A 23,941-nucleotide genomic window follows, 5' to 3' on the forward strand; every position below is an offset into this window, starting at 1 on the left:
CGACCGGGTGCCCGGTTTACTCGCCCCCCCGCGCGCGGGGGTTCTCCCGGTCTGCGGTCGCGGGTCGGGGCGGGGGCCCGGGCCGGTTGCTCACGAGCAACCGGCCCGGCCCACGGACGTGCTACCGCACCGGCACGACGGCGACCGGGCAGTTCGCGTGATGCAGCACGGCGTGCGTCACCGTGCCCAGGGGCAGACCGAGTCCGCCCTCGGCCGGATGGCGCGGCAGCACCACGAGGCCGGCCTCCCTGGAGGCGTCCACCAGCACGGAGGCCGGCGACGACGCCACGGCCAGCTCGGTGGCCACCCGCACCCCGGGGAAGTCCTCGGCGGCGGCACGGGCGACCCGGTTCAGCAACTCGGCATGACTGCGCTGCTCCTCATCCACATGGCCCACCTGCGGCACCATGAGCCCGGCCTCACGCAGTGGCGACCAGGCGTGCACCAGGCGCACCGTGGCCCGGCGCACGCCTCCTTCGGCGAGGGCGAACCGTACGGCCGCCTCGTCGCGCTCGTCGCGGACGCCGACCACGATGTCGTCACCCACGGCTCGTTCCACCTGGCCACGGGCGACGACGACGGGCCGGTCCGCGTGCGCGGCGACCTTCATGCTCACCGAGCCCAGCAGCAGTCCGGCGAAACCGCCGCGGCCACGGGTGCCGAGGACGACGACCTCGGCGTCCGCGTCCGCTGCCGCGTCCAGGACGGCCTCCGCCGGACGACCGTGGACGAGGACGGTGTCGACCGGCAGCTGGGGATGGGCGACGGCGATCCGGCTCCGGGCGTCCTCCAGCATGCCGGTGACCGCCTCGAACACCTGCTCCGTGAGACCGGCGCCCGTCTCGTCGTACCCGATCTCGGGACCGGGGCCCACGGAGTGGACGAGCCGCAACGTCAGCCCGTGCAACGCCGCTTCCGTGGCCGCCCACTCCACGGCGAGCCAGGAGTGCGCCGTGTCGTCGACCGCTACGAGGACCGGGCCACGGTGCTCGTCAGTCATCGTTCCTCCAAGAGCGTAGACGCCGGATCGTGGACGCCGAAGGGGTCACCGCCCCGGCCGGGCGGCCGCCCGCGAGGCCCGCAGACGTTCGGCGCACCACTCATCGGCGATGCCGGTGACCTGGTCGAGCACGTCCGTGCCCTGGAAGAGATGCGTGGCCTCGGGCACCACGCGCACCTCGTGCGGCGCGTGCAGCCGCCGGGCCGCCTTCTCGGTCAGCCGCAGTACGCCCGGTTCCCGGCCGCCCGCGACGAACAGCACCGGCACCCTCAGGCGCCGGACCGTGTCGGCCGTCGGATCGGGCAGTCCGCCCCACAGCACCACCGTCAGCACCCGGTCAGGCAGTTCCGCGGCGGCTTCCAGCACGCTGGCCGCCTGGGTGCCGCACCCGAACAGAACGACCGGCAGCGCCCGGGTGCCGGGCTGCGCCCCGAGCCAGTCGACGGCGGCCACCAAGCGGCGGGCCAGCAGCCCCGTGTCGAATACCTGTTCTCCGCGCTCCGTGCCCCCGCGGTCCTCCCGCTCGCTGAGGAGATCCACCAGCAGGGTCCCCCAACCGGCCGCGCGGAGGCGGGTGGCGATCGCCTGGCTGTGCGGGTCCCGCCGGGACGTGTCGACGTCGTGCGGGATCAGCACCACCGCCTCGGCGGACTCCGGAACGGAGAGGTCGCCCTCGAGCGTCACACGGTCGGCGGGCATCGACACCGTATCGGACAACATGGGCATCACTCCCGGGTCGCTCGGCTCCATGCTCCCTTGGGAAGCACTCCGCCGCTCGCCGGGTACCCGTCCGGACGGCAACCGGATCACCTGGACCGCCGGGCGCGTGCGGAGACCGCGCCGTACGGCGACAACGGTCCGCCCACTGCGTCAGGCCGGCGCGGACGCGCTGAAGGATGCGGGGGATCGTTCACCCGTTCAGCCCGAGACGGGCCACGCACGCCGGTCCGGTACGTGGCCGGAGGCGCTCCGCGAGGGCGCGCCCACCGGCCGCCCGGCGCACCCTCTCAGCCGCGCGCCCACTCGATCGTCAGCGCACGTCCCTGTGCGCGCCCCGCCTCGGCGGCCGGGGTGCGGGTGGCCGGGTCCAGCGGGTTCGTGCCGATCGCGGCCTTGGAGGCCTCGTCCGGTTCGATCACCGCGACCTCGGCGCCCTGGGCGCGCAGTTCCGCGAGGGCCCGCTCCAGCGGCGTCTCGCTCGGGAACGGTTCCACCGTGCCCATCGGCACGATCACCAGGACGCGCGAGGCTCCGGCCGCGTAGTCGGCGTTGGCCATGGACCGGACGCCGCCGTCGACGTACCGGCGGCCCCCGATGGTCACGGGCGGCCAGACGCCCGGGACCGCGCAGCTCGCGGCGACCGCGTCGACCAGGCTCACGCCCGAGGCGCCGTCGAACACCCGGGCCTCGCCGCTCCCGGCGTCCACCGCCACGATGCGCAGCCGGCGCGTCGGCCATTCGTGCCGCGGCAGCCGCGACTCGATCACCGCCCGCCGCTCCGCCTCCGGCACGGTCTCGGCGCGCAGTGCCAGTTCCCCGACGGCACGCCGCATCCGCGGTCCGTCGCCGCTGGTCAGCGCGGCGCCGAGCTGCGCCGCGAAGGACTCCAGGTCCAGCTCTGCCATGATCTCGGCGGCCTGCGACGAAGGCTCGACCTGCCGGGCGTACAGCTCCTCCAGGGACAGTCCGCTGCCCAGTTGGGCCGCGACGGCCGACCCCGCTGAGGTGCCGACGATCAGGTCGGCGCCCGTCACGTCCTGCCCCTTGTCGGCGAGCCCCGTCAGCAGCCCGGTGATCCAGGCGATGCCCCCGACACCGCCCCCGCCCAGCACCAACGCCTCGGTCATGCCCGCCTCCTCGACACCTGTGCATCGTCCGCGCGTTTGATCATTCGCGCGTTCGACTGAACCCTAGTCGGTCGGTCGGGGACGGCACAGGCCGCGACTCTCGATCGGTCCCGTCGGTCATGCCCGCCTCGCTGGTCCTGCCGGTTCCGCCGGTCCTGCCGGTCGAGGCGCCGGTGCCCAGTCGGTGCGGACCGGTCGGCCGGGGCGGCGGGCCCTCAGTTCGGCCGGGCCGTGCGGGCCGCGGGCGCTCCGGCGCGCAGGCCGTCCATGACGAGGTCCAGCAGACGGGCGGCGCGCGGCTGCCAGTCGCTGTGCGGGTCCAGTTGCCAGATGCCGGCGATGGCGAGCAGGAAGTCGTCCCCGGTCACGCCGGGCCGCACGGTGCCGGCCTCCTCACCCGCCCGGAGCAGGAGTTCGGCCGCCTCGGTCACCGGCCTGTTCCCCGGTTTCCCCGGGCTGCCGGGGGCGCTGGTGGCCTGGCGGATCGCGTCGGCCAGGCCCGCCTTGGTCATGGCGAACCGGGCCAGCCGGTCCATCCACTCCCGCAGGGCCCGGTCGGGCTCCAGGCTCGCCAGCAACTGGACCGCGCTGTCGGCGACCTGCTGCACCTCGTGGCGGTAGATCTCCAGGACGAGTGCCTCGCGGCTGGGGAAGTTACGGTAAAGGGTGCCCTGTCCGACCCCGGCCTTCTTGGCGATGAGGCTGAGCGGGGCGTCCGCGCAGCGGGTCAGTTCCGCCACCGCCGCCTCCAGGATGCTCTCGCGGTTGCGCTGCGCGTCCGAGCGCTTGGGCGCGTTCTTCTCGTGCCGCACTCGTCCTCCTCGCGGGTGGCGACGGCACACCCGGTCTTGCTAAGCGGACAGCTGTCCGCTAGTTTTCAGATAGCGGACAGCTGTCCGTTTCGCACCACCATAGTGGCGGGCAGCGCTTTCGCGCCATCTGCGGTGTCCTGCCAGTCGCCAGACTCCTCGACCCAGTTCCCCGGTTCTTCTTCCTCGGTTCTTCGACTCTCCTGTTCCGCTTGTCCTCCGAATCGTCCGTCCGCCGGCGGCCTCCCTCCGGCGCACTTCCGGATACGCGAAAGAAGCTGATCATGGACCCGGTTCCGTCGCCCACGCACAGCGGCATCACTTTGAACGTCAACGGCGAGAAGCACGCGCTGACCGTCGATCACCGCACCACCCTGCTGGACGCTCTGCGGGAGCGACTGGATCTCACCGGCACCAAGAAGGGCTGCGACCAAGGACAGTGCGGCGCCTGCACCGTGCTGGTCGACGGCCGCCGCACCGTGGCCTGTCTGCAGTTCGCGGTGGCGGCGGAGGGCCGTGAGATCACCACCGTCGAGGGCGTCGCCGAGGGCGAGCGACTGCACCCGGTGCAGCAGGCCTTCCTCGACCTCGACGGCTACCAGTGCGGCTACTGCACGCCGGGACAGATCTGTTCCGCCATCGCCGTGCTCGAGGAGCACGCGGCCGGCTGGCCGAGCGCCGTCACCGACGACGTGCGCCCCGACGCGGGCCCGCCGCCCCTGACCCCCGACGAGATCCGGGAGCGGATGAGCGGCAACCTGTGCCGCTGCGGTGCCTACGTCGCCATCACCCAGGCAGTCGCCCGGGCGGCCGCGGCGCACACCGCGTCGACCGGCGAGAACACGACCACAGCACACCGGGAGGCCGCGGCATGAGGGAGTTCGGCTATCAGAGGGCGTACGACGTCGCGGGCGCCCTCGCCCTGCTCGGCGCCGACCCGGACGCCCGCTTCCTCGGCGGGGGAACCAACCTGGTCGACCTGATGAAGACCGGCGTCGAACGACCTGCCCGTCTCGTCGACGTACGGGAACTCCCGCTCGACGGGATCGAGCACACCGCGGACGGCGGCCTGCGCATCGGAGCGACCGTCACCAACAGCGACCTGGCCGTCCACCCCGAAGTACGCCGCTCCTACCCCGCGTTGACACAGGCCGTGCTGGCCGGGGCCTCCGGGCAACTGCGCAACATGGCCACCGTCGGCGGCAATCTGCTCCAGCGCACCCGCTGCGACTACTTCACCGACGTCACCCAGCCGTGCAACAAGCGCCTCCCGGGCAGCGGCTGCCCGGCGATCCAGGGCGAGCATCACAACCACGCCGTCCTGGGCGCCTCCGAGCACTGCGTGGCCGTCCACCCCTCCGACATGGGCGTCGCGCTGACCGCCTTCGACGCCGTCGTCGCCTACGAGACCCCCGACGGCCCCGGCGAACTGCCCCTCGCCGACTTCTATCTGCCGGTCGGCGAGACCCCGCACCTCGAGACGGCCCTGCCGGCGGGCGCACTGATCACCGGTGTCACCCTGCCGCCTCCTCCCGTCGCCGCCCGCTCCCGCTACCGCAAGGTGCGCGAGCGTGCCTCCTACGCGTTCGCGATCGGCTCCGTCGCCGCCGCGCTCGACGTACAGGACGGCGTAGTGCGCGAGGCGCGCCTGGCCCTGGGAGCGGTCGCCTCCCGGCCGTGGCGGGCCCGCGCGGCCGAACGGGTGCTGGCCGGAGCACCGGCCGACGGCGAGACGTTCGCCGCCGCGGCGGACGCCGAACTCGCCGCCGCCCGGCCGCTGTCCCACAACGGATACAAGGTGACCCTGATGCGCAACCTCATCGTGGCCGTCCTGACCGAACTGGCCGAGGAGGCCGCCCGATGACCACCACGACGACCGGGACGCCCACCACCCCGAAGCGCTCGGCGGGGACGGCTCACACCCGGGTCGAGGGCTACGAGAAAGTCACCGGAACGGCCCGCTACGCGGGCGAGATCCCCTTCGCCGGCCTCGCCCACGGCTGGCTCGCCGTGTCCACCGTCGCCCGTGGCCGCATCCTCTCCCTCGACGTCGAATCCGTCCTCCGGACGCCCGGCGTGATCACCGTCCTGCACCACGGCAACGCGCCGCGCCTGAACACCGACTACATCGGCACCCTGGGCACCCCGCCGGACCCCACCTGGACCGTTTTCCAGCACGACCGCGTGCCCCACCTCGGCTGGCCCGTGGCACTGGTCGTCGCCGAGACCCCCGAACAGGCGAGGGAGGCCGCCGAGGCGCTGGTCGTCCACTACGAACGGGAGCCGCACGACGTGGCGTTCTCCGCCACCCGCCCGGACGTCCGCCCCGTGGACGGATTCATGCCGGCGGTGACGGAGAAGGGCGACCTGGAAGCCGAACTCGCCGCCTCCGACGTCGTCCTGGACGCCGAGTACACCACCCCTGAAGAACACCACAGCATGATGGAGCCGCACGCGGCGACCGCCCTGTGGGACGGCGGCCGACTCGAAGTCATCGACTCCAACCAGGGCGCCACCTGGGTGGGCAACGAGCTGGCGAAGCTGTTCTCCCTCGCCCCGGACGCCGTGCGGGTGCGTTCGGAGCACGTCGGCGGCGGCTTCGGCAGCAAGGGAGTGCGCGCACACCAGGTCGCCGCGGTGATGGCCGCGGGCGCCGTGGGCCGACCGGTCCGCGTCGTCCTGACCCGCCGCCAGATGTTCTCGCTCACCGGCTACCGCAGCCCCACCGTCCAGCGGGTCCGGCTCGGCGCGAGCGCCGACGGGCGGCTGCGCGCCCTGGAGCACAGCGCCGTCAACGTCACCTCGACCGTGTTCGACTTCGTCGAACCGGCGGCGGGCCCGGCCCGGGTGATGTACGGCGCCGAGGCCCACCACACCGCGAACCGCGTGGTGCGGCTGGACGTGCCGACCCCGACGTTCATGCGCGCCCCCGGTGAGGCCCCGGGCTCCTTCGCCCTGGAGTCGGCGTTCGACGAGCTCGCCGAGAAGTGTGGTCTGGACCCCATCGAACTGCGCCTGCGCAACGAACCGGAGCGCGGCCCCGTCTCCGGACTGCCCTTCAGCAGCCGCAACCTCCGCGCCTGCTTCGAGGAGGGCGCCCGCCGTTTCGACTGGGCGGACCGGGACCCGCGTCCCGGAGTGCGCCGCGACGGGCGCTGGCTGATCGGCACCGGCACGGCCGCCGGCTCCTTCTCCGCCGGAGCCGCACCGTCCACGGCGGTCGCCACGGCCGAGGCGGACGGCACGTTCACGGTGCGGATCGCCGCCGCCGACATCGGGACCGGCGCCCGCACCGCGCTCACGCTGCTCGCCGCCGACGCCCTGGGCGTCACCCCCGACCGGGTCCAGGTGCGGATCGGCGACAGCGACTTCGGGCCCGCGTGGATCGCCGGCGGCTCCATGGGCACCCGCTCCTGGGGCTGGGCGGTCACGGCGGCGGCGAGCGAACTGAGGGAGCGGCTGGCGCTCGGCGCCGACATCCCGCCCGAGGGCATCACGGTACGGTCCGACACCACCGAGGCGCTCCAGGCGCTCACCCAGAAGGAACGCCACTCCTTCGCGGCGCAGTTCGCCGAGGTCGCGGTCGACGTCGCCACCGGAGAGGTACGGGTGCGCCGGATGCTCGGCATCTTCGCCGCCGGCCGGATCGTCAACCCGCTCACGGCCCGCAGCCAGCTCCTCGGCGGCATGATCTGGGGCATCTCCATGGCCCTGCACGAGGAGGCGGTCCGCGACCCGGCCACCGGCGGCCTCTACGGCGCCGATCTGGCGGGCTACCACGTGGCGACCAACGCCGACGTGGCGGACATCGAGGCCGACTGGGTGGCAGACCCCGATCCGGACGACCCGGTCGGGCTCAAGGGCATCGGAGAGGTCGGCATCGTCGGCGCCGCGGCGGCGATCGCCAATGCGGTCTGGCACGCCACCGGCGTCCGTCACCGCGACCTGCCCATCCGCCCCGACCGCGTCCTCCAGGCGGTGACGGGAGCGCCGGATGCTTGACATCGCCGCTGAGCTGCACCGCTGGATGGCGGAGGACCGGGACTTCGCCGTCGCCACCGTCGTGGCGGTCGGCGGCAGCGCGCCGCGCGACCCCGGCGCCGCCCTCGCCGTGGACAGCGCCGGCACGGCGGTCGGTTCGGTCTCCGGAGGCTGCGTGGAGGGAGCGGTCTACGAACTGTGCCTGCGGGCCCTCGAGGACGGCGAGACGGTCCTCGAACGGTTCGGCTACAGCGACGAGGACGCCTTCGCCGTCGGCCTGACCTGCGGCGGCACCATCGACGTCCTGGTCACCCCGGTCCACGCGGCGTCCCCCGTGCGGCCGGTGGTCCGGGCGGCGCTGTCGGCCGCCGTCCGGGGTGAGCCCGCCGCCCTCGCCCGGGTCGTCCGGGGACCGGCCGGCCTGGCCGGCGCCGCCTTGCTGGTCCGGCCGGACGGGACCTGCGAGGGATCACGCGCAGGAGGCCTGACCGGGGACCCGGAACTGGACCGCGCCGCGGCGGCCGAGGCGGGAGCGCTTCTGGAGGCCGGCCGTACCGGTACGGTGGAGCTGTCGGAGGACGGGGCGCGCTGCCCGGGCGGACTGACGTTGCTGGTCGAGTCGAACATGCCACCACCCCGCATGATCGTCTTCGGGGCGGTCGACTTCGCCGCGGCACTGGTGCGGGCGGGCAAGTTCCTCGGGTACCACGTGACCGTGTGCGACGCCCGTCCGGTCTTCGCCACCCGGGCCCGCTTCCCGGACGCCGACGAGATCGTGGTCGACTGGCCGCACCGCTATCTGCGGCGCACCGCGACCGACACGCGTACCGCGCTGTGCGTCCTCACTCACGACGCCAAGTTCGACATACCGCTGCTGGAGGCCGCGCTGCGGATGCCGGTCGCGTTCGTCGGGGCGATGGGCTCGCGCCGCACCCACGCCGACCGTGAGCGGCGGCTGCGCGAGGCCGGACTGGGCGAACGGGAGCTGGCCCGGCTGCGGTCGCCGATCGGCCTGGACCTCGGCGCCCGCACACCGGAGGAGACAGCGCTGTCGATCGCGGCGGAGATCGTCGCGGCCCGGCACGGCGGAACAGGTGTTCCGCTGACCGGGTCCGGCACGCCGATCCACCGGGAGGTGAGGAGGCACCGGACCGACACCCGGGCGGCCTGAGGCCGTACGAATGCCGGCCGAGCGGAACAGCGGGCCGCCGGGAGCCGGCCCGGCCCCTCTCAGGAACGGGCCTCGTCAGGGACCGCGCCGGGCCGGGGCTCGTCACGAAGAGGGCTGGTCAGGAGCGGGGCTCGTCGTCCTGCTCGGCGCGTTCGGCGTCCCGGGCCTTCAGTCGGGCGGCCTCCTTGCGGACCTCGGCCTGAGTGGCCCGCTCCTTCTCCAGCCACTCGGGCTGTTCCTGCTTCAGCGCCTCGATCTGGTCCGTGGTGAGGGCCTCGGTGATCCCGCCGCGCGCGAGACCGGCGATGGAGACGCCGAGCTTGGCCGCGACGACGGGGCGCGGGTGGGGACCGTTGCGTCGCAGTTCCCGCAGCCACTCGGGCGGATCGGCCTGCAGCTGGTTCAGCTCGGCGCGCGAGACGACGCCCTGCTGGAACTCCGCGGGCGTGGCGGGGAGGTACACACCCAGCTTCTTCGCCGCGGTGGCGGCCTTCATGGTCTGGGCGGTCTGGTGCGACTTCATGGTGTCCAGACTATCGACCGCCGGAGAGAGCTCTGACCACGGCGGGTAACCTGGCGGGGTGACAGGCTCGGAGACATCCCCCACGTTCCGGCTCGCGTACGTCCCCGGGGTGACGCCCGCCAAGTGGGTGCGGATCTGGAACGAGCGCCTGCCCGACGTCCCGCTCACCCTCGTCCAGGTACCGGCCGCCGACGCGCCCGCGACCCTGCGCGACGGCGCGGCGGACGCGGGCATCCTGCGGCTGCCGGTGGACCGCACGTTCTTCAGCGCGATCCCGCTCTACACCGAGACGACCGTCGTCGTGGTCCCCAAGGACCATCTGCTGACGGCTGTGGAGGAGGTGACGGTCGCCGACCTGGCCGAGGAGGTCGTCTTCCACCCCCTGGACGACGTGCTCGGCTGGGAGCAGCCGCCCGGGGAGCCGGCGTTCGAGCGCCCGGCCACCACCGAGGACGCCGTGGAACTGGTGGCGGCCGGGGTGGGCGTGCTCGTGGTGCCGCAGTCCCTGGCCCGCCTCTACCACCGCCGGGACCTCACCTACCGGCCGGTCGCCGACGCCCCCCAGTCGGGCGTCGCGCTGACGTGGCCGGAGGAGGCGACCACGGACCTGGTCGAGGACTTCATCGGCATCGTCCGAGGCCGCACCGTCAACAGCACCCGGGGACGCACCCGCGCCCAGGACGGGGAGCGTTCCAAGGACGGCCAGGGACAGGAGAAGAACACCCGCCGGAAGCCCGCGACCACGCGCGGCGGCAGGTCGGCGACCGGCCAGAAGAGCGGCGCCAGGAACCCCAAGGGGACCAAAGGCACCAGGGGCGGCGGCCGCCAAGGAGGCTCACGTCGCCGATCCTGAGGCGTGTCCGCTGAGGGGGCCGCGCGGGGAGGCCGGGCGGGCTCCGCAGAGCACGGACCTGGGCCGTACCGTGCCTCGGTGGGTCATCGGGCCAGCAGGTCCCGCAGCGCCTTCACCACCTCTCCCGGAGCCTCCTCGGCCATGAAGTGTCCGCAGGTGACCGTGGTGTGGCGCAGGTCCGGCGCCCACGCCCGCCACAGCGCGGCGGCGTCGTAGCCGAGAGCGGCGCCCCAGTCCTGCTGGAGGACGGAGACGGGCATGGTCAGCAGGTTCCCGGCGTCGCGGTCCGCACGGTCGTGGGCCGTGTCGATGCCGGCCGAGGCCCGGTAGTCCGCCACGATCGAGGGCACGGCGGCGCGGCAGGCCGCGAGGTAGGCGGCCCGCACGTCGGTCGGCAGTGCTTCCGGGGACTGGGTCCAGGCGTCCAGAAAGTATCCGAAGAAGTCGTCCGCCGCGGCCGCGATCATCCGTTCGGGCAGGCCCGGCGGCTGGGCCGTCAGATAGAGGTGGAACGCCACGGCGGCCGAGGCCCCGTGCAGGACGTCCCACATGTCGAGGGTGGGCAGGACGTCCAGCAGGGCCAGGTGCGTGACCCGGTCCGCATGGTCGAGACCCGCGCGGAAGGCCACCAGGGCGCCGCGGTCGTGGCCGGCGAGGGCGAACCGCTCGTGGCCGAGAGCGCGGGCCAGTGCCACCACGTCCGCGGCCATGGTCCGCTTGGCGTACGTCGTCCCCTCGGTGTCGGCCGGCTTGTCACTGGCGCCGTATCCGCGCAGGTCGGGGCAGATCACGGTGTGATCGGCGGCGAGGTCGGCGGCCACGTGCCGCCACATCAGATGGGTCTGCGGGAAGCCGTGCAGCAGGATGACGGGAGTACCCGAGCCGCCTACGGCCGTGGTCAGTTCGACCCCGTCGGCGACGGGTACGCGGCGCAGGTCGAAACCGGGGATGGCGGGTGTCATCGGTGATGCCTCTCCTCAGGTAGGGCTGGTGGTAAGGGCGGGACGGTCGGCTCGACCGGTGCCACCGAGCCTGCCGCCTCCCGATCAGCGGACAATCAGCACACAAGGTCGGAGGATGAACGGTGCGCGTGCGAGCCCGCGTCGCGCCGTTCGCACGCCCGGCGCCGCACGGACCGCCCGTACGCGCCGAGCCGCACGCATGAACGCACCGCGCCGCGCGCCCGCACCGCTCACTACCGTGGACACGCTGCGACCGATCACCGGCCGGGCGGACGAAAGGAAGGCGGACGATGGCGGACAGGGTCCGGTTCGGTGTCCTCGGGCCGGTGGTGGCCGAGCGAGACGAGGGCCCGCTGAACCCGAGGGAGCCGCTGCACCCGAGCGGGTCGCCGGACCCCGAGGAACCGCCGGCCCGGAAGGTGCCGCTGGACCTGAAGGGGCCACGCCACCGCGCCGTACTGGCGCGGCTGATCGTCGCCCGCCGTCGCGTGGTCCCCGTCGCCCGGCTGGTCGCGGACCTGTGGGAGGAACCACCGGCCGGCGCCGTCGGCGCACTGCAGACCTTCGTCGCCGCCCTGCGCCGCGCCCTCGAACCTGACCGCCCGCCCCGCGCTCCCGCCCGTCTGCTGGTCACCGACGGGCCCGGGTACGCGCTGCGGACCGCGCCGGACACGGTGGACGCCTGGCGGTTCGAGACGGCCGTGGCCGACGCCGCCCGTCTGCCGCCCGAAGAGGCCCTCGACCGGCTCGAACAGGCCCTGGCGTGGTGGCGGGGCCCGGCCTACGCCGAGTTCGCCGACGAGGACTGGTCCCGTTCCGAGCGTGCCCGCCTCGCCGAGCTGCGCCTGAGCGCCGAGGAACAGCGGAGCGGCGTCCGCCTGGCGCTCGGCCGGGCGGCGGAAGCCGTTCCTGACCTGGAGGCCCACGTCACCGGACATCCGTGGCGTGAGGAGGCCTGGCGGCTGCTGGCGCTCGCGCTGTACCGCACGGGCCGGCAGGGCGACGCCCTCGCCGTACTGCGCCGCGCCCGCACCACCCTGGCCGAACAGCTCGGCGTCGATCCGGGTCCCGCACTGCGCCGCCTGGAGGCGGACGTGCTCGCCCAGAGCCCCGACCTGGACACGCCCGGAGAGACGGCCGCCGCGGTGACCCTGTGGAACCGTGCCGCACAGGCGTACGACCGTGCCGTCGCCGCCGGGTCCCGGGCGCGACTGGAGTCGACGGTCGGACTGCTGCGCGGCCTCGCCCTCGCCGGGGGCGGCGGTCTTTCGGCGGCGTGCGAGCAGCGGACGGCGGTGGTCGACGCCGCCGAGGAGCAGGGCGACCCCGTTCTGACCGCCCGGATCATCGGCGCCTACGACATTCCCGCGATCTGGACCCGCAGCGACGATCCGCCGGCCGCCCGGCGGATCGTCGCCGCCGCCGAGCGCACCCTCGCCGCCCTGCCGCCCGGGCCCGCGCACGACGCCGACCGGTGCCGGCTGCTCGCCACCGTCGCCCTGGAATCGCGCGGCACCCGGTCGGCCCGGGGACCGCGGGCCGCGGTCGAGGCGGAGACACTCGCCCGGCGGCTGGACGATCCCGCGCTCCTCGCCTTCGCCCTCAACGGCCGCTTCATGCAGTCCTGCGCGCGGGCCGGTCTGGCCGCCCGGCGGGACGCGATCGGCGAGGAACTGGTGGCTCTGTCGGCGCGGCACGGGCTGACGAACTACGAGGTGCTGGGACGTCTCGTGCGGATGCAGGCCCGCGCCGCGCTCGGCGACCGCGCCGGCGCCCGGGCGCACGCCGATGCCGCCGACCGACTCGGCGAGCGGAACGAACGTCCGCTGGTGGCGGTGTTCACCGGCTGGTACCACGCGATGGAGGCCGGTGACGAGCGGGCCGTACGGTCGGCCGCCGGGCTCCTGGACGGTGCGGGGATGCCGGGCCTGGCGACCGGGCTGCTCCCGCTGGCGCTGCTCTGTCTGCGCCTGGCCGATCGTCCCGGGGCGGCCCTGGAGGCGGCCGGTGCGATGGACCCGGGAGCGGACTGGGGACCGTACCGGCCCTGGGCCCGGCCTTTCGCCCTGCTCGGCGAGGGGCGCCGCACCGAGGCCAGGTCCGCGCTTGAGGGCCTGTCCGAACCGCCCGCCGACCTGTTCTACGAGGCCCTGTGCTGTCTGGAGGCGGCCGTCGCCCTGGAACTCGGTGACCGGGCCGCGCTGGAACGGACCCGTGCCCGGCTGAGACCGGCCGCCGGCGAACTGGCGGGCGCGGGCAGCGGCCTGGTCACCCTCGGACCGGTCGACCGCTGGTTGGCGGAGATCACCGCCGCGCTCGGCGAACCGGCGCCCTGACCGCCGGGCCCCGCTCGCGCCTCACCTCCCCGAACCGGCACCCCGCCCCTCGGACCGCGCTCGCGAGCCCACTCGCGGGTCGTACGCCCCAGCTCACTCACGGACCGTCCGGCCGGCTCACGCGGGCCCCCCGCGCCTCACCTGCGCGCCGTCCGCCCGATCGACTCCACCAGCGGCAGCATCCGGTGCGGGACGCGTTCGCGCAGGGCCACCTCGGTGCGGGTGCGGACCACGCCCGGCAGACTGATCAGCTTCTGGATCACGTCCTCCAGATGGGCGTTGTCCCGCGCCACCACCCGGGTCAGCAGATCGCCGCCGCCGGTGATGGAGAACGCCTCGACGATCTCCGGCACCCCGGCCAGCGCGTCCCCGACGTCGTCCAGATGGCCCTGGGTCACCTCGATGTGCACGAACGCGAGCACCGGATGCCCCAGCGCGGCGGGGGAGAGGGCGGGCGCCGTGCCGGTGATCACACCGTCCCGTTCGAGCCGGTCCAGCCGGGCCTGGAGCGTGCCGCGCGCGACGCCGAGGATGCGGGCGTACTCGCGCACGCTGGTGCGGGGCTGGTCCAGGAGCAGCCGCAGGATGCGGGTGTCGAGTTCGTCCACGGCCATGACGGCGCCGGCCTCCAGATATGTGCGTTGATCGACGTCGACTGTACCAATGGCTCAGCAGCGGGCGGACAGTTTGGACCATCAGGTGTCGTCCATTGGCCTGTGATCAGCGGGTACCCGACCCGCCGCGTTGAGCCAATGGCCCAGTAGAATGCAGGTCACTTGAGCCAGAGGCCGTCGTGATGCTGTGATGGACACGTCGATGGCGCTGCGGATCCCCGCGGCGCCTTTTTCGTTCGGTGTCCAGGTGCCGCGCACATGAGGCGTCCCGCGGCACCCCATGTACTCCAAGGGGGCGGTCAGCAGTGCTGAAGAGGGTGTTCACGGCTCCGGACCCGGGGCGGACGCGGCTGCGCTTCGCCGCCCGGGCCGTCCTCGGCATCGGCCTGGCGGTCCTCGTCTGCGCCGCGGCCGGACACTCGCTCACCGGCGCCGTCACCGGCGGGCTCGCCGCGCTGCTGGCCCTGTTCACCGTCGCCGACCCCACGGTCCGCGGCCAGGCCGTCACCACCGCGCTGCTGCCGGTCGTCGGCATCCCCGTCCTCGCCGCCGCGTCCGCGCTGCACGCCCAGCCCCTCCTGCGTGACCTGGTCCTCCTCGCCGTGGTCGGGGCCGGCGTGTACGCGCGCCGCTGGGGGCCGCGCGGTCACAGCCTCGGCGTGTTCGCGTTCATGACCTTCTTCGTGGCCCAGTTCCTGCACGCCACGCCGGGCCAGTTGCCCGAGTTGTCCGTCGCCGTCGTCCTGTCGGTGCTCAGCGCGGCGGGGGTCCGCTTCGGGCTGTGGTGCTACGAACGCCGGCTGCCCCCGGCCGCGGCGCCCGCGCCGCCGGGCGGCACCGGGCTGGCCCGGGTGACCACCCGGCAGGCCGTGCAGGCGGTCGCCGGCGCCGGCTTTGCGCTCGTCGCGGGCGAACTGATGTCGGGACAGCGCTGGTACTGGGCCGTCGGCGCGACCTGGTGGGTCTTCGTGAACACCGCCTCGCGCGGCGAGACCCTGGTCCGCGGATTCCGCCGGGTCCTCGGCACGGTGCTCGGCATCGGCCTCGGCGTCCTCGTCGTCGCACCGCTGCACGGGGCCGGGCTGCCCACCGCCCTGCTCGTCGCCGTGAGCGTCTTCGGCATCTTCTACACGGCCGCCGTGTCGTACACCTGGATGATGCTCTGGGTCACGGTGCTCGCCACCTCGCTCTACGGCCTCCTCGGCGTACTGACCCCGGGGCTGCTCGCGCTGCGCCTGGGCGAGACCGCCGTCGGTGCGCTCGGCGCCTGGCTGGCCGTGCTGTTTGTGCTGCCGGTCAGCACCCACGCCGTCACGGACGCCTGGATCCAGCGCGCCCTGCGCTGCGTCCACGCCTGCACCGCCGAGGCGGCCGCCCGGCTCGCGGGCACGGCGGACGCCGACCCCGTACCCCGGGCGGCCGAGCTGGAACAGCTGCTCGGCCGGGTACGGCTGTCCGTCGCGCCGCTCGTCCACCCGCTGAACCCGATGCTCGGCCGCAAGCGGCGCGCCCGGCAGGTGCTGCGGCTGCTCGACGACTGCGCCCGCGAGATCCGCGGCCTGGTCGCCGTGGCCGCCGACCCGGAGGCATCCCACGACGCCCGGCTGGCCGCCGCCTGCTGGCGCGTGGAAGCCGCCGTGGAGGCGCTGACCGGGGGTGGCGCCGAACCGGTCGCCGACGTCACCGCCCGCCCGGCCGCGGACGTCGGCGCACTCGCCCATCTGCACGGCCTGGAACGCGCCCTCACGGAGCTGTCCGCACCCCTGCGCGCTCCCTCGGGCTCCCCTCTGGTCGGCGCCTGAGCCGCACGGGGGCGCTGAGGCGTTCGGATCCGGACGGCCCCGTGCCCGGGGAGCCGGTGACACGCGCGGGAAGGGAACACGTCCGCCGTCTTGGTCTAGACCGCCCATGATCGGCTGCTACGGTCACCGCAACGGGTCGACCGAGAGGGGACAGCGGTGTCGGACGGCGGCAGGCGGGCACGGCGGGCGTTCATCGGATCGTTCACGGCGGCGGGCGGCCCCGGCCTCGTCACCGCGGCCGTGGCCGAGCACGGCGGGTCCCTGACCCCGCTGACCAGCGCGGACAGCGTCGCCGACCCCTCCTACCTGGCTCTGTCGCCCGACGGGAACACGCTCTACGCGGTCAGCGAGACCGCCGAGGGCGCGGTGGCCGCGTACCGGGTGAAGGGGGAGACGCTCGAACTCGCCGGCCCGCCCGTGCGGCTCGACGGCAGCGGACCCACCCACCTGAGCCTGTTCGACGGCCACGTCCTCACCGCCGACTACGGCTCCGGCAGCGTCACCGCCGTCCCCGTCCGCGCCGACGGACGCCTCGGCGGCGCCCCCTCCGGACAGCTCCGGCACAGCGGCTCCGGACCGAACGAGCGCCGCCAGCGCGGCCCGCACGCCCACCAGGTGCAGCCCGACCCCAGCGGCCGCTGGGCCGTCAGCGTCGACCTCGGCACCGACTCGGTACGGGTGTGCACGCTGACGGACGGCAAGCCCGAGCTGCACCGGGAGATCGCGCTGCGCCCCGGCTCCGGCCCCCGCCACCTGGCCTTCCACCCGGACGGCCGGCACGCCTACGTGGTCAACGAGCTCACGCCCACCGTCACGGTCTGCCGCTGGGACGCGGTCGCCGGCTCGCTCAAGCCGCTGGCCGAGACGCCGGTCCTGCCGGACACCCCGGCCGGCGACGCCTACCCCTCGGGCATCGTGGTCGCGCCGGACGGCCGCTTCCTGTGGATCGCCACGCGCGGCGAGGACGTGCTGTCCGTCTTCGCCGTCGAAGGGGACGGCGAAGGGCTGGCGCGCACCGCCACGGTGCCGTGCGGCGGCCACTGGCCGCGGGCGCTCACCTGGTCCGACGGCTTCCTGTACGTCGCGAACGAGCGTTCCGGGGACGTGACCTGGTTCGCCGTGGACCCGGCGACGGGAGTGCCGGAGCGAGTCGGCGCGGTGCGCGTGCCGGCGGCCTCCTGCGTCGTCTTCGGCTGAGCCGCGCCCGTACGGCCCCGCCCGCAGCGAGGCCCGGTCCGCGGCATGACGAAGGGCCCGCCCCGGCTGTGCGGAGCGGGCCCTCCACCGCGTTCACGCGGTCGTACGTCCGTGCGTCGTGCCCGGGTTGCGCGGCTGCGCCGAGATCAGTGGACCGGTGTGCCCTGCGGCTGCTGCGGCGCGATGCCCAGGGCCGTCGTGTACTTGGCCAGGGCGAGCTTGCCGATCGCCGGGTAGGCGCCGAGCGCCTCGGCGGCGGAGCAGTCCGCCTCCTTGGCGGCGGCGACGACCAGCTCCGCGTCGATCTCCGGGCCGATCAGGTACGGCGCCAGGGCCAGCTGCTGGGAGCCGGAGGAGCGCAGCTGCTCGGCGACGGCCGAGATGGAGCCCTCCTGGTCCAGGGCGGCGGCCATCACCGGGACGGCGAGGCGGGCGGCCAGCAGCATGCCGGTGATCCCGGCGGCCTGCACGGCCTCGTCGCCGCCGACCGAGGCCAGGATGATGCCGTCCGCCGCGGTCGCCACGGTGAACAGCCGGGCGCGGTCGGCGCGGGCCAGCCCTGCCTCCGACAGCCGGACGTGCAGCGCCTCGGCGAGCAGCGGGTGCGGGCCGAGGACGTCGGTCAGCTCGGCCGCGACCCGGCTGTCCATGACGGCCTGGCGGACCTGGCGCAGCAGCGCGCTGTCCGGGCCGGCGAGCAGCGGCACGACGACCGCCACCGGGCCGTCGGGCTCCTTGGCCTCGACGCCGGCCGCGAGGGCCTGCTCGTAGCGGGCGGTGCGCTCGTCGGCCGCGCGCGAGAGTACGGACTGCAGGGTCGGGAACTCCGAGTCGTCGCCGTCCACGTACCCGATCAGGGCGTCGAGGCCGGGCAGCTCGGAACGGGCGATGCTCACGACCTCCTCGGCGAGGCCGCGCGTGGCGGCGCCGGGCGTACCCGGCACCGCGAGGACGAGCGCGGGCGCGCCCTCGGGAGCCGCCAGCGGTTCGGGTCGGCGGTGCCGTCCGGGCTGGCGGGGGCGCGGCATTCGTACTGGCAGGCCGGACGCGGGCCCAGTGGGGGAGCTCATGGCGCCGCATGTTACTGGCTTTCGCGGTGCCCCTGTTCGGGGAGGGTGCAGGTGAGCGGTTTCCGTCCGGTTTTGTCTGATGGGTTACGTACTGATCAAGCGTGTTCGATGTGCGCAAAAGGCTCGGAAGAGACAACTCGCCCAGGACATCGGCGCACTTGTCCGACGCGTGCTCGACACGTCGGGATGTGGGCGATCGGTCGGGGGATCAGTCCCTTTGTGCCGGTGGGACGTACAGCATCTTCTCGTCACCCGGCAGGGTGAGCGCTCCCTCGGCCAGTTCGGCCGCGATGCGCGCGGAGCCGTGCAGCGGATCGCCCTCGGCGGCGACGTGCCGCGCGTGCGGCAGCCGCAGGGTCAGCTCCCGCTCCAGCGGGAGGAGCAGCGGGTCGCCCATCTTGAAGAGGCCCCCGGTGAGGGCGACGAGCGGCTCGCCCCCCGGCGGACACACGGCGGCGGCCGACTCGGCCATGTGCCGGGCGGCGGCGCGCAGCACTCCGGCCGCGACCGGGTCGCCGGCGGCGCAGGCGGCCACCTGGGGGGCGAAGGAGGCGAGGACGGCGGCGCGGTCGGGGCGCGGGTAGAGCCGGCCGGGCAGTTCGCGCATCGGCCCGAACGCCTCCTCGGCGCGGGCCAGCAGCGCCGCCGAACCGCCGTCGCGTCCGTCGTGGGCGCGCAGCGCGGCCTCCAGCCCGGCCCGGCCGATCCACGCCCCGCCGCCGCAGTCGCCCAGCAGATGCCCCCAGCCGTCCGCGCGCCGCCAGCCGGCCAGATCGGTGCCGAGCGCGATCAGCCCCGTCCCGGCGGCGATCACCGCGCCGGGACGTGAACCGAGCGCACCGGCATAGGCGGTGACGGCGTCGGCGGCCAACGCGACCTCACGCACGCCCAGTTCGCGCGCCAGCGCGCCGGGCAGCTCGGCGCGCAGGGCGTCGCCCAGGGTGGCGAACCCGGCGGCCCCCACGACGGCGGACGCCAGCCGGCCCACCCCGGCCTCGGCGGTCAACGCCCGGGCCATGGGCACCAGTTGGGCCATCAGGTGCCCGGGGTCGATGCCGCGGTCCCCGGTGCGCACCGGTTCCGTGGACCGGCGCTCGGCGAGCGGTCCCCGGCCGGGCACCCCGACGACGGCCCGGACACCGGAGCCGCCGGAGTCGACGGCGAGGAACCCTGCCGGACCGGCCGCCGCACCGCCCGTCACGGCAGACGCCAGTCCACGGGCTGTCCGCCCTGCCCGATCAGCAGGTCGTTGGCGCGGCTGAACGGACGGGAGCCGAAGAAGCCGCGGTCGGCGGACATGGGGGAGGGGTGGGCCGACTCCACCGAGGGCAGATCGCCCAGCAGCGGGCGGAGGTTGCGGGCGTCACGGCCCCACAGGATCGACACCAGGGGCTTGCCGCGCGCCGCCAGCGCCCGGATCGCCTGCTCGGTGACCTCTTCCCAGCCCTTGCCGCGGTGGGCGCCCGGCTTGCGCGGGGCCGTGGTGAGCGCCCTGTTGAGCAGCAGCACGCCCTGCCGCGTCCACGGCGTCAGATCGCCGGAGGACGGCTGGGGCAGCCCCAGGTCGCTGGTCAGCTCGCGGTAGATGTTGATGAGGCTGCCGGGCAGCGGGCGCACCTCGGGCGCCACCGAGAACGACAGCCCCACCGCGTGCCCCGGGGTCGGGTACGGGTCCTGGCCGACGATCAGGACGCGTACGTCGTCGAAGGGCTGCTGGAAGGCGCGCAGGACGTTCGCCCCGGCCGGGAGGTAGGTGCGTCCCGCGGCGATCTCCGCGCGCAGGAAGTCGCCCATCTGGGCGATCCGTCCGGCGACGGGTTCCAGGGCCTTGGCCCAGCCGGCTTCGACGATTTCGTGCAGGGGTCGTGGTGCCACGGGCGTCACCCTACTGCCGGGCACCGGGCGATGATCAAGCGGTTGCCGGACACCGGCCGAAGACGACCGAAGCGGTGCGTCCGGCGCCGGATGCGGACCGAGGACGCCCGACGTCGTCATCCGATCACCGCCGCGCGCACGCACAGCACGTCCGGCAGATGCGCGGCCAGCTGCCGCCAGCTGTCGCCGTCGTCCGCCGAGGCGTACACCTCGCCGTTGCGGTTGCCGAAGTAGACGCCCGCCGGGTCGGCGTCGTCGGTGCACAGCGCGTCGCGCAGCACCGTGCCGTAGTGGTCCTCCTGCGGCAGGCCCGCCGACAGCGGCTCCCAGCTGCGGCCCGCGTCCTGGGTGCGGAACACCCGGCAGCGACGGCCGGCCGGCACCCGGTCCGCGTCGGCGTTGATCGGGAAGACGTACGCCGTCCCGCCGCGGTGCGGATGGGCGGCCGCGGCGAAGCCGAACGTCGAGGGCAGCCCCTCGCCGATGTCCGTCCAGTGGGCGCCGCCGTCGTCGCTGCGGTACACGCCCCAGTGGTTCTGCAGGTACAGCCGGTCGAGGTCGGCCGAGTCCTGGGCGACCTTGTGGACGCACTGGCCGAACTCCGGGTCCGGGTCCGGCAGGAACACGGCGGAGACGCCGTGGTTCGCGGGGGACCAGCTCGCCCCGCCGTCCGAGGTGCGGAACACCCCGGCGGTCGACACGGCGACCGTCACGGCGTTCGGATCGCGCCGGTCCGTCACCACGGTGTGCAGACCCTCACCGCCGCCGCCCGGCACCCATCTCGACCGCGTGGGATGTTCCCACAGCGGGCGCACCAGCTCGAAGCTCTCGCCGCGGTCCTCGGACCGGTACAGGGCGGCGGGCTCGGTGCCCGCGTACACCACCTCCGGTTCCGCCGCCGCCGGATGGAGCTGCCACACCCGCTCCAGCGAGGCGCCGGTGTCCTTGGGGAACTTCACCGCGGGGCGGGCCGGTTCCGTCCAGGTGCGCCCCAGGTCGTCGGAGTGGAACACCGACGGGCCCCAGTGCGCGCTGTCGCCGCCGGCCAGCAGCCGGGGGACGGGGCCGCGGGTGTCGATCGCGACCGAGTACACGGACTGGGCGTTGAAGTGGGGACGGTCGTCGAACTCCCAGTCGCCGGCGCGCCGCCGTCCGATGAACAGACCCTTGCGGGTGCCCACGGCGAGCAGTACCTCGGTCATGCCGATCACCTCCACGACACTTGTCCCGGACGTCTTCGTCCCGGACACCCGCCAGTCTGCACCTGACCACTGACAGTCACCGGCGCGACGGCGTCGTCGCAGGTCGGAGCGGCATGGTCGGTACGCCGGACGGTCGTGCGACGGGCCGCTCGACCGGTCGTGCCGGAGCCTCGCGGCCATGGGACCGGCGGCCGGGGGAACCCGGCGTGAGCATCGCGGGGCCGCCTTCCGTATGGAAGAGCGGTCCGGCCTGTCCGCGCACACGTGAGGAGGACGCCTCGATGGGCTTCCGTGGTCCCGGCGTGCGGCTTTGGCGGTGGCGCCGCAACCCGCTCAAGCGCCGTTCCGACGCCGTGGAGGCCTGGGTCGTGCTCGGCGTCTGGCTCCTCACCGTCACCGTCGGCGTCCTCGTCGGCTGGTCCGGCGGGCGCAGCGTGCGGCACGGGCTGGACCAGGAGCGTGAGGAGTGGCGGCCCACCGTGGCCCTGGTGACGCAGAAGGCCTCCGGCCCGGTCTCCGCCACCGCGGGGGGCGCCGGCGGCGGCGGGGACGACAGCGGCGCCGCCGGCGCCGGACAGGGCCGCGGCGGCCGTCCCGCCTCGGTGTGGGGCGAGGTGCGCTGGACCGCGCCCGACGGGACGGCCCGCACCGGCGGGACCCGGGTGGCCTCCGGCAGCGCCGTCGGCGCGGCCGTCAGCGTCTGGACCGACCCCGCGGGCAGACTGGTGACCCAGCCGCCGACGGTGAACCAGGCCCGCGCCCGGTCCCTGGCGATCGGCGGCCTGGTCGGGCTGAGCGCAGCCGCCGTGCCCCTCGCCTGCGGCCGCCTCCTGCGGGACCGTCTGGAACGCCGGCGGCTGGAGCAGTGGGACGTGGAGTGGGCGCGCTTCGACCCGCTGTGGGGCCGCAGACCTTCCTGAACGCGCCGCCGCCCCCCTCGCCTCAGCGGCGGCTCACACCGTCCCGGGCAGCGCCCGACCCAGGATCGTGTCCACGTCCGCCGAGTCCGGCAGGGTGCCGAAGGCGTGGCCGCCCTCGCCACCGAGCCGGGTCGCGCAGAAGGCGTCGGCGACGGCGGCCGGGGCGTGCCTGACCAGCAGCGACGCCTGGAGGGTCAGCGCCATCCGCTCCACCAGGCGGCGCGCGCCGAACGAAGACGCCTCACCGAGACCGTTCCTGAGGCCGGTGACGGCCGCGTCCAGCCGGGCGTCCGCGCCCCGCGCCAGGGACAGTTCGGCGAACAGCGCCTCCGCGGCGCCGGGCTCGCGGCCGAGCGCCCGCAGCACGTCCAGGGCGTTGACGTTGCCCGATCCCTCCCAGATCGACAGCAGGGGCGCCTCGCGGTAGTGGCGGGGCATGCCGGACTCCTCGACGTAGCCGTTGCCGCCGAGGCACTCCAGGGCCTCCGCGGTGAAGGCCGGGCCCCGCTTCGTGACCCAGTACTTGCCGACGGCGGTGGCGATCCGCCGGAACGCCACCTCCCCGGGGCCCTCCCCGCGCACCGCCCGGTCCGCCGCGCCGGCCAGCCGCAGGGTGAGCGTCGTGGCCGCCTCCGACTCCAGCGCCAGATCGGCCAGCACGTTGCGCATGAGCGGCTGGTCGGCCAGGCGCGCGCCGAAGGCCCGGCGGTGCAGCGTGTGATGGCCCGCCTCGACGAGCGTCTTGCGCATCAGCGCCGCCGACATCGTCACGCAGTCCAGACGGGTGCAGTTGACCATCTCGATGATCGTCTTGACGCCCCGCCCCTCCGGCCCGACCAGCCAGGCGACCGTCCCGTCGAACTCCGGCTCGCAGGAGGCGTTGGACCGGTTGCCGAGCTTGTCCTTGAGCCGCTGGATGCGGAAGGCGTTGCGACTGCCGTCGGGCAGGACGCGCGGCACCAGGAAGCAGGACAGCCCACCCGGGGCCTGCGCCAGCACCAGGAAGACGTCGCACATGGGCGCCGAGGTGAACCACTTGTGTCCGCGCAGCGTGTACACCCCGGGCTCGGCGGTCGGCACGGCCGCCGTCGTGTTGGTCCGTACGTCCGAGCCGCCCTGCTTCTCGGTCATGCCCATGCCCGCCAGCAGGCCCGGCTTGTCCGTCGGCCTCCGCAGCCCGGGCTCGTACACCCTGCTGGTCAGCAGCGGCTCGTAGACGGCGGCCAGGTCGGGCTGGGCGCGCAGCGCGGGCACCGCGGCGTATGTCATCGAGGTCGGGCAGCCGTGCCCGGCGTCGGTGTGCCCCCACACCAGCCCGCCCGCCGTACGGGCCACATGCGCGCCGGGCCGGCCGTCGGCCCACGGTGCGCCGGCCAGTCCCTCGGCGACCGCGGTCCGCATCAGGTGGTGCCAGCTCGGGTGGAAGTCCACCTCGTCGATTCGGTGCCCGTACCGGTCGTGGGTGCGCAGCTCCGGCTCGTGCCGGTCGGCCTGCTCCGCCCACTCCTGCGCCTCGGCGCTCCCGGCCAGCGCGCCGAGCCGCCGTACGGCCTGCTCGGCCCATCCGGCGCCCTCCCGGCGCAGCCCCTCCAGCAGGGCGGCGTCCTCGGCGGCGTCGTAGGGGCTCAGGGGCGGGGGCTGGTTGGTGACGTCGTGCGTGGCGTACGCCCCGGGCGGCTGCGGCCGTTCCTCCAGGGCCCGGTCCTGCGGCGTCGGCGCGGGCCGTGCGGCCCGCCGGTCCTGCTGCTCGTGCGCGAGTGTCGAAGCCATACCGGCAGT

Annotated in this window: 21 protein-coding genes; 9 read left to right on the forward strand and 12 right to left on the reverse strand. The window is 74.7% G+C overall.

What is annotated here, in order from left to right; genetic code table 11:
* Positions 1–121: 121 nt before the first annotated feature.
* The 4 genes from AB0N63_RS15010 to AB0N63_RS15025 all read right to left on the reverse strand — a co-directional run bounded on the left by AB0N63_RS15010 (position 122) and on the right by AB0N63_RS15025 (position 3,659).
* Positions 122–1,000 carry a universal stress protein gene (locus tag AB0N63_RS15010; protein WP_365528922.1) on the reverse strand — a complete coding sequence of 293 codons (879 nt, stop codon included), beginning with the start codon at positions 998–1,000 and terminating at the stop codon, positions 122–124.
* Between the two features lie 45 nt (positions 1,001–1,045).
* The gene (locus AB0N63_RS15015) at positions 1,046–1,720 is read right to left on the reverse strand and encodes a dienelactone hydrolase family protein (RefSeq protein WP_365528925.1); all 675 of its coding nucleotides are present in this window, start codon (positions 1,718–1,720) and stop codon (positions 1,046–1,048) included.
* A 287-nt stretch (positions 1,721–2,007) separates the two neighbouring features.
* On the reverse strand, positions 2,008–2,847 hold the full coding sequence (locus AB0N63_RS15020; RefSeq protein ID WP_365528927.1) for a patatin-like phospholipase family protein: 840 nt from the start codon (positions 2,845–2,847) through the stop codon (positions 2,008–2,010).
* Positions 2,848–3,062: 215 nt separating this feature from the next.
* Positions 3,063–3,659 (reverse strand): TetR/AcrR family transcriptional regulator, encoded by a 597-nt coding sequence (locus tag AB0N63_RS15025; protein ID WP_365528930.1) that lies wholly within the window; start codon positions 3,657–3,659, stop codon positions 3,063–3,065.
* Positions 3,660–3,940: 281 nt separating this feature from the next.
* On the opposite strand from AB0N63_RS15025, the gene AB0N63_RS15030 reads away from it, so the two are divergent.
* The 4 genes from AB0N63_RS15030 to AB0N63_RS15045 are packed head-to-tail and all read left to right on the forward strand — an operon-like array spanning position 3,941 to position 8,808.
* On the forward strand, positions 3,941–4,531 hold the full coding sequence (locus AB0N63_RS15030) for a 2Fe-2S iron-sulfur cluster-binding protein (protein WP_365528932.1): 591 nt from the start codon (positions 3,941–3,943) through the stop codon (positions 4,529–4,531).
* Complete coding sequence (locus AB0N63_RS15035; RefSeq protein ID WP_365528935.1) at positions 4,528–5,520, forward strand: xanthine dehydrogenase family protein subunit M; 993 nt, start codon at positions 4,528–4,530, stop codon at positions 5,518–5,520. Before AB0N63_RS15030 ends, AB0N63_RS15035 begins: the two co-directional genes overlap by 4 nt.
* Positions 5,517–7,658, forward strand: coding sequence for a xanthine dehydrogenase family protein molybdopterin-binding subunit (locus AB0N63_RS15040; RefSeq protein ID WP_365528938.1), 2,142 nt, complete (start codon positions 5,517–5,519; stop codon positions 7,656–7,658). The genes AB0N63_RS15035 and AB0N63_RS15040 overlap by 4 nt, the downstream gene beginning before the upstream one ends.
* Positions 7,651–8,808, forward strand: coding sequence for an XdhC/CoxI family protein (locus AB0N63_RS15045; RefSeq protein WP_365528941.1), 1,158 nt, complete (start codon positions 7,651–7,653; stop codon positions 8,806–8,808). Before AB0N63_RS15040 ends, AB0N63_RS15045 begins: the two co-directional genes overlap by 8 nt.
* Before the next feature lie 118 nt (positions 8,809–8,926).
* On the opposite strand, the gene AB0N63_RS15050 is transcribed toward AB0N63_RS15045, so the two are convergent.
* Complete coding sequence (locus AB0N63_RS15050; RefSeq protein WP_365528943.1) at positions 8,927–9,331, reverse strand: DUF5997 family protein; 405 nt, start codon at positions 9,329–9,331, stop codon at positions 8,927–8,929.
* 58 nt (positions 9,332–9,389) lie between these two features.
* On the opposite strand from AB0N63_RS15050, the gene AB0N63_RS15055 reads away from it, so the two are divergent.
* Complete coding sequence (locus AB0N63_RS15055) at positions 9,390–10,184, forward strand: LysR substrate-binding domain-containing protein (protein WP_365528946.1); 795 nt, start codon at positions 9,390–9,392, stop codon at positions 10,182–10,184.
* A gap of 83 nt (positions 10,185–10,267) precedes the next feature.
* Here the strand turns inward: AB0N63_RS15055 and AB0N63_RS15060 are convergent, their stop codons facing one another.
* Complete coding sequence (locus AB0N63_RS15060; RefSeq protein ID WP_365528948.1) at positions 10,268–11,146, reverse strand: alpha/beta hydrolase; 879 nt, start codon at positions 11,144–11,146, stop codon at positions 10,268–10,270.
* A 290-nt stretch (positions 11,147–11,436) separates the two neighbouring features.
* Here AB0N63_RS15060 and AB0N63_RS15065 point away from each other — a divergent pair, with 290 nt between their 5' ends.
* A complete protein-coding gene (locus tag AB0N63_RS15065; RefSeq protein ID WP_365528950.1) occupies positions 11,437–13,482 on the forward strand; it encodes a BTAD domain-containing putative transcriptional regulator in 2,046 nt (681 codons plus the stop codon).
* 137 nt (positions 13,483–13,619) lie between these two features.
* Here AB0N63_RS15065 and AB0N63_RS15070 read toward each other — a convergent pair whose 3' ends face one another.
* Positions 13,620–14,096, reverse strand: coding sequence for an Lrp/AsnC family transcriptional regulator (locus tag AB0N63_RS15070; protein ID WP_365528952.1), 477 nt, complete (start codon positions 14,094–14,096; stop codon positions 13,620–13,622).
* A 305-nt stretch (positions 14,097–14,401) separates the two neighbouring features.
* Between AB0N63_RS15070 and AB0N63_RS15075 the strand changes: the two genes are divergently transcribed.
* Positions 14,402–15,898, forward strand: a complete 1,497-nt coding sequence (locus AB0N63_RS15075; protein ID WP_365528955.1) for an FUSC family protein — start codon at positions 14,402–14,404, stop codon at positions 15,896–15,898.
* Between the two features lie 156 nt (positions 15,899–16,054).
* Positions 16,055–17,095, forward strand: coding sequence for a lactonase family protein (locus AB0N63_RS15080; protein ID WP_365528958.1), 1,041 nt, complete (start codon positions 16,055–16,057; stop codon positions 17,093–17,095).
* Positions 17,096–17,241: 146 nt separating this feature from the next.
* On the opposite strand, the gene AB0N63_RS15085 is transcribed toward AB0N63_RS15080, so the two are convergent.
* The 4 genes from AB0N63_RS15085 to AB0N63_RS15100 form a co-directional block, all read right to left on the reverse strand.
* Positions 17,242–18,165, reverse strand: coding sequence for a hypothetical protein (locus AB0N63_RS15085; RefSeq protein ID WP_365528961.1), 924 nt, complete (start codon positions 18,163–18,165; stop codon positions 17,242–17,244).
* Between the two features lie 208 nt (positions 18,166–18,373).
* Positions 18,374–19,366, reverse strand: coding sequence for a BadF/BadG/BcrA/BcrD ATPase family protein (locus AB0N63_RS15090; RefSeq protein WP_365528963.1), 993 nt, complete (start codon positions 19,364–19,366; stop codon positions 18,374–18,376).
* The gene (locus AB0N63_RS15095) at positions 19,363–20,040 is read right to left on the reverse strand and encodes a uracil-DNA glycosylase (RefSeq protein WP_365528965.1); all 678 of its coding nucleotides are present in this window, start codon (positions 20,038–20,040) and stop codon (positions 19,363–19,365) included. The genes AB0N63_RS15090 and AB0N63_RS15095 overlap by 4 nt, the downstream gene beginning before the upstream one ends.
* 116 nt (positions 20,041–20,156) lie before the next feature.
* The gene (locus tag AB0N63_RS15100) at positions 20,157–21,242 is read right to left on the reverse strand and encodes an exo-alpha-sialidase (RefSeq protein WP_365528968.1); all 1,086 of its coding nucleotides are present in this window, start codon (positions 21,240–21,242) and stop codon (positions 20,157–20,159) included.
* 281 nt (positions 21,243–21,523) lie between these two features.
* Here AB0N63_RS15100 and AB0N63_RS15105 point away from each other — a divergent pair, with 281 nt between their 5' ends.
* A complete protein-coding gene (locus AB0N63_RS15105; RefSeq protein WP_365528971.1) occupies positions 21,524–22,162 on the forward strand; it encodes a hypothetical protein in 639 nt (212 codons plus the stop codon).
* Between the two features lie 33 nt (positions 22,163–22,195).
* Here AB0N63_RS15105 and AB0N63_RS15110 read toward each other — a convergent pair whose 3' ends face one another.
* Positions 22,196–23,932, reverse strand: a complete 1,737-nt coding sequence (locus tag AB0N63_RS15110) for an acyl-CoA dehydrogenase family protein (protein WP_365528974.1) — start codon at positions 23,930–23,932, stop codon at positions 22,196–22,198.
* Positions 23,933–23,941: the final 9 nt, after the last annotated feature.

The organism is Streptomyces sp. NPDC093260 (assembly GCF_040683715.1).
GTDB classification, from domain to species: Bacteria; Actinomycetota; Actinomycetes; order Streptomycetales; family Streptomycetaceae; genus Streptomyces; species Streptomyces sennicomposti.